The following is a 5,476-nucleotide window of genomic DNA, read 5'->3' as shown; positions in this document are numbered from 1 at the left end:
CGCGGTCACACAGATGGTGGGGGCCGAGACCGAGCGTCAGTGGGCGTACTCAGGGCTGCACCTCGTGCTGTCCGCCTTGGTCGGATCGCTGGACCCGGGCGAGCAGCAGGAGCTGGAGCCGAAGGCTGAGGACCTGCTCGACAGCCTGACGGAGGAGGCGAACGCTTACGACGTGGCGAGACGGCTGCAGGCCTTGATCGGTCGCGTGAGCTCTCCGGTGCTGCTGTCCGTGGACGACGCGCACCTGCTGGATGCACGATCCCAGGAGGTGCTCGGGTTCGTCGCTCGCCGGCTGCGGTCGGTGCCGTTGGCGATGATCCTGGCGGCAGACCGCTCCGGTGATGTGGCACCGTTCAACGGCCTGGCGACGGTCGGCCTCGACGAGCTGTCCCCGTCCGAAGCGGTGCGGCTGGTTCAGCGTGCCGGTGGGTCGCAGATGTCGCCGCGGGTCGCGGCCGCGATCGCCGGCCGGGTGGGCGGTAACCCGGGTGCGCTGCTGGACGTGGTGAGCCGGATACCCGCCGAGCAACGCACCGGCCAGATGCCGCTCGAGCGTCACCTGCCCCGGTCGCCGGTTCTGGAGGCGCCGCTGCGGGAGGAGCTCGGGAGACTGGAGGCGGCGCAGCGGCACGCGTTGCTGGTGGTGGCGGCTAACGAGGACCGCAAGCTCGCTCCGGTGCTGAATGCGCTGCGTGAACACGGCGAAGGGCTGCTCGCGTGGCTGATGAACGAGCATCTGACCGAGATCGACGGCGAGTTCGGCCTGCAGCGGCCGGTGGTGCCGTCGGTGGTCTGGCATGCCGCGTCGCTCGCCGAGCGCTCCCGTGCGCACGAGGCGCTGGCCGCCGCCTACGACGGCAGGGACTCCGAGCAGCAGCTGTGGCACCTGGCCCAGCTGCGCCATGACGAGGACGACGAGCGGGCGGCCGAGCTGCGGCGCGCCGCCGATCATGCGCTGGCCCGGGGAGAGCTGGACCGCGCGCTCGCGTTCGCGCGGGAGGCGGTGCGCCTGACCGCCCGCGACTCTGAGCGTGTGGAGCGGCTGCTGCTGGCGGGCCGGCTCGCCCTGTTCGCCGGTAGCTTCCAGGAGGTCATCGGCGTCGCCCAAGAGCGGTTCCGGCTGGACACGTCCGTTCAGCAACGCGCGGACCTCGCGCTGCTCGAGGCTCGGGCGCGCAACATGCTCGACGGGGACGTGGCGGCCGGTCTGATCACGCGGCACGTTGAGGAACTGGCCGACGTCGACCCGAACCGTGCGGCCCGCATGAACCTGTTCGCTGTGTTCGCTTATGCCGCGCGGATGGAACAGGCCGAAGCCGACCGGTTCCTCACCGTAGCGGAGCGGTACGCGGGCCATTTCGATGACGCTACGCACCTCATGTACCGACGGGCTTCCGCCTGGCTCGCGTCGATCAGCGGAGACCTCAGCCGTGCGCTTGACCTACTCGACGACACCGCCGGGCCGGAGGACATCTTCGCTGAGGCGGAGCAGCGTATCTACCGCGCCACGGTGTTGCTGCGGGCCGAGCGTTTCGACACGGCCCGCCGGTTGCTTCGCGGGATCATCCGGGACGTGCGCCTGCGTGAGTCACCGTTGCTGATGAGCGCGGCGCACGCTGCGCTGACGGTGCTCGAGGCCAAGGCCGGGCACCTGGTGACGGCGCGGGACGCCGGCAACGAAGGGCGGCGGCTGGGCGCCGGAGGCATCTGGCGGGCCATCCTCCCGGCGTCCATGGTCAGGACGTATGCGCTGCTCGGCGAGGAAGAGCTGGCCTGGGCGTGCCATCGCGACGCGGTGGAGCGGGCGCGGCGGCACAGTGACGGCTGGACAACCGCCCTGTTGCAGTTCGAAGCCGGCGGCCTGCTGCTGGCCCAAGGCCGATTCGACGAGGCGATCGCCACCCTCGAACGTGCGCGGCGTTTCGCACTGGAGCACGTCGACCCGTCGCTCCTCCCGGTCGAGCCGGACTACATCGAGGCGTGCGTGCGCGCGGGTGACCTCCGCCGTGCCGAGATTGCCCTGACGGAGTTCGAAGAGCGGGTGATGAAGACGCCGACGGTCTGGGCACAGCATGCCTTGGCCCGGTGCCGAGCACTGGTAGCCGAGGGCGATGAGTCGATCGGCCTGTTCAAGGTGGCGCTGGAGACGGTCACCGAGGCTCTGTCTCCGGTGGAGCTGGCGAAGACGACACTGTGTCTCGGCGAGAGGCTGCGCCGGCTCAGGCAACGGTTGGAAGCCGCCGGATGGCTCCGTCGGGCGAAGGTACTTGCACAGGAATGCGCCGCAGTGGCGCTGGTGGATCTCGCGGAGCAGGAGCTGCGGGCGTCGGGACGGTACTCGTCGGGCCGCGGGGACACCTGGGACGCGCACGTCGAAGGGCTGACGCCCGCCGAGCGGCGGGTGGCGGACCTGGTGGCCGCCGGGAAGCGTAACCGGGAGATCGCTGCTGACCTCTTCGTATCTGTTCGTACCGTTGAAGCACATTTGAGCAGGATGTACCGGAAGATCGGTGTGAGGTCTAGGTCTGAGCTGGCCAGCCTGGTCACCTCAACGAACGACGACCACCTGGACGACGAGTCCGCCCCTGGGGAGCCCGCGTCGTAAGACCGCATCGCCGCATGTGAACCAGATCACGAGCCGAACGCCGTGCGTTTCGGGCGGTATCGCCGCTCTTTCCTCCATGACGGCATCGGACATGTCGGCATCGAGCCGCCGCAGCCGGGCCACCTGAGTGGGGTCTACGAGAGGGGAACCAGTGAACCAGGGGAAGCATACGGTTCTTGTCGCCTACGGCACGCGTCCCGAGGCGATCAAGCTGGCACCGGTCGTGCGGGAGTTGCGTAAAAGCCCATGGCTGCAGCCGGTGGTAGCTGTCTCCGGCCAGGACCGGCAGGTGCTCGATCAGGTCAACCAGCTGTTCGGAATCACATCCGACGTCGACCTCGACATCATCGAGCCGGGGCAGTCGTTGACGCAGGTGACTGCGCGGGCACTGGGTGCGTACTCGGATCTCCTTTCCTCCCAGGAGATCGACGCCGTGATCGTTCAGGGGGATACGACGACGGCGATGGCCGCCGCGCTGGCGGGCTTCTACGCGCAGCTGCCCGTCGTCCATGTGGAGGCGGGGCTGCGAACGGGATGCTTCTATTCACCGTTCCCCGAGGAGGTCAACCGGCGGCTGATCAGTCAGCTCGCCTCACTTCATCTGGCCCCGACGTGGATGAGCCGGGCGAACCTTCTCGAAGAAGGGGTGTACCCGGCCGACGTGACCGTCACCGGCAACACGGTGATCGATGCGCTGACCTATGCCGCTTCCGAGCAGCAGTCCACCGGTGACGCCATGGTGGAGGACGCGATGGCGTTCGGGCGGCCGATCCTGCTGGTGACGGCACGTGACCGGGAGGCGTGGGACGCGGGATTGGCGGCGATCGTGCGGGCCGTGGCCGCGATCGCACAGGCCAGGCCGGAGCTGTTGGTCGTGCTGTCGATGCATGCCGGCCCGACGGTCCGTGCGCGGCTGCTTCCGTCGTTCGCCGGGATGGCGAACGTGCGGGTACTGGAACCCATGTCGTATGGCCCGTTCTCCTACCTGCTGAGCCGATCCGCCGTCGTACTGACCGACTCGGGCGGGATCCAGGAAGAAGCCCCGAGCTTCGGGGTGCCGGTGTTGGTCACGAGGGACACGACTGAGCGGCCCGAGGCCGTGGACGCGGGCGCGGCGAAGCTCGTGGGGTCTCAAACTGGCACGATCGTCCACGCTGTGCAGACGCTTCTCGACCATCGGCCTGGAGACGGTGGGCCGGCGCTCGACCCGGTGAGCCCGTTCGGAGACGGACGAGCGGCGGCGCGGACTCGTGCCGCCATCGAGGAGCTGCTCGGGGTCGGCCGGAGGCTGGCGGAGTTCGCCACGGTGGCACATGAGGTCGAAGAAGCGAAGGCGTCGTAGCGGTCGCGTGATGCGCGGAAGGTACCGCACCGGGGCGACGGCCGGGTCCAGGCTCGCGTCGACCCGCACGAAACGGATGACGTTGACCGCACTGATCCTGTTCTTTATCACGGCGACACTGGTACTCGTCAGGTCCGCGGCCGATGGCCTCGCCGGCGTGTACGGGGTGGCGGTGTTCACGATCCTCGGTGGCAAGCTGTTCGCCTCGTTGGTGCCGCCCCGGCGTCGGCCACGGTCCAACCCCAGGATGCGCGTAGGGGTCGTGGTCACGATCTACAACGAGGACCCCGAGTTGCTGCGTCGCTGTCTGGATTCGCTGCTCTCGCAGACGTTCCCTCCCGAGCGGATCGTGATCGTAGACGATCACTCGGACGGTCTCGCCGCGCATGACGTGGCCGTCTGCTACGCCACGTTGGATTCGCGGATCACGGTCGTACGGCAGCCGGTGAATCTCGGCAAGCGCGAGGGTCTGGCCGTGGGGTTTCGGGCCATGGCGGGCGAGGTCGACGTGTTCGTGTGCGTGGACTCCGACAGTGTGCTGGAGCCGAATGCGGTCGACGAGGGTATGCAAGCGTTCCGATCGCGGAAGGTGACTGCCGCCACCGGACTGGTGCTGCCGCTGAACTACGACACCAACCTGCTGACGCGGCTACAGGATGTCCGGTATGCGAATGCGTTTCTCGGGGAGCGTGCGGCGTACTCGCACGCGGGCAGCGTGTTGTGCGTCTGCGGGATCTTGGCGTTCTACCGCGCGGACGTCGTGCTGCGGCACCTGGACGACTTCCTGACGCAGCGGTTCCTGGGACGTCCGGCCGTCACCGGGGACGACCGGCGTTTGACGAACTATTGCCTCACACAGGGCCGGGTGGTGTTCATCGAGACGGCGATCGCGCACACCGCCGTGCCGGACAGGCTGGGGCATTTCGTCCGGCAGCAAGCCCGCTGGGGACGGTCGTTCTTCCGTGAGTCGGCGTGGGTGCTGTCCCACCTGCGGCCGTCGCGGGCGGCGTGGTGGCTGACACTGCTGGAGGTGGCCCAATGGATCGTGTTCTCCACGGTCCTGGTCTACATGGTGGGAGTGCATCCGCTCATCACCGGGCACGTGATCATCGGCGAGTATCTGGTGTTCGTCGGTCTGATGGCGACGGCACGGGCGGTGCGGTACTTCGACGTGCGCAGGGACGGCCAGTCTGGATGGTCACGGATGGTGTCGTTCGTGACGGCGCCGCTGTACGGGTATATGAACTTGTTCGTCATGCTTCCGCTCAGGTTCTGGTCTCTGGTGACGCTCAGGCGATCGTCGTGGGGCACGCGCCAGGCCGTCGAAGTCAGCGTGCAGGCGGCGCCGCCAGAAATGCGTGAACCCGTTCCCACGCCATGAGGTACTGGACATTGCCGGTGCCCCGGCGGCCCACGGAGGATGACGCCCGCGCATGTCACGGCGCCAGGTCTATAACCCCCCGGATAGACCTGGCGCCGTAGTATGTGAGGTGCGCGCCGGCGTTCGGCGCGCACCGCTCGCGCGTGCT

The 5,476-nt window shown here is 68.3% G+C and carries 3 protein-coding genes; all 3 read left to right on the top strand.

Annotated features, from left to right (window positions below; all coding sequences use genetic code 11):
• Positions 1 to 2,605, top strand: a 2,605-nt coding sequence (locus ELR45_RS16515) for a helix-turn-helix transcriptional regulator (protein ID WP_240759792.1), incomplete at its 5' end; no start/stop codon positions are given.
• Positions 2,606 to 2,756: 151 nt separating this feature from the next.
• Positions 2,757 to 3,947 (top strand): non-hydrolyzing UDP-N-acetylglucosamine 2-epimerase, encoded by a 1,191-nt coding sequence (gene wecB, locus ELR45_RS16510; protein WP_129667393.1) that lies wholly within the window; start codon positions 2,757 to 2,759, stop codon positions 3,945 to 3,947.
• Between the two features lie 10 nt (positions 3,948 to 3,957).
• The gene (locus ELR45_RS16505) at positions 3,958 to 5,328 is read left to right on the top strand and encodes a glycosyltransferase family 2 protein (RefSeq protein ID WP_165367831.1); all 1,371 of its coding nucleotides are present in this window, start codon (positions 3,958 to 3,960) and stop codon (positions 5,326 to 5,328) included.
• The last annotated feature ends 148 nt before the right edge of the window (positions 5,329 to 5,476 follow it).

Source organism: Phytoactinopolyspora endophytica (genome assembly GCF_004138495.1).
Taxonomy (GTDB): Bacteria; Actinomycetota; Actinomycetes; order Jiangellales; family Jiangellaceae; genus Phytoactinopolyspora; species Phytoactinopolyspora endophytica.
Note: the sequence above shows the minus strand (reverse complement) of the source record. Positions and strands in the feature narration are given on the sequence as shown.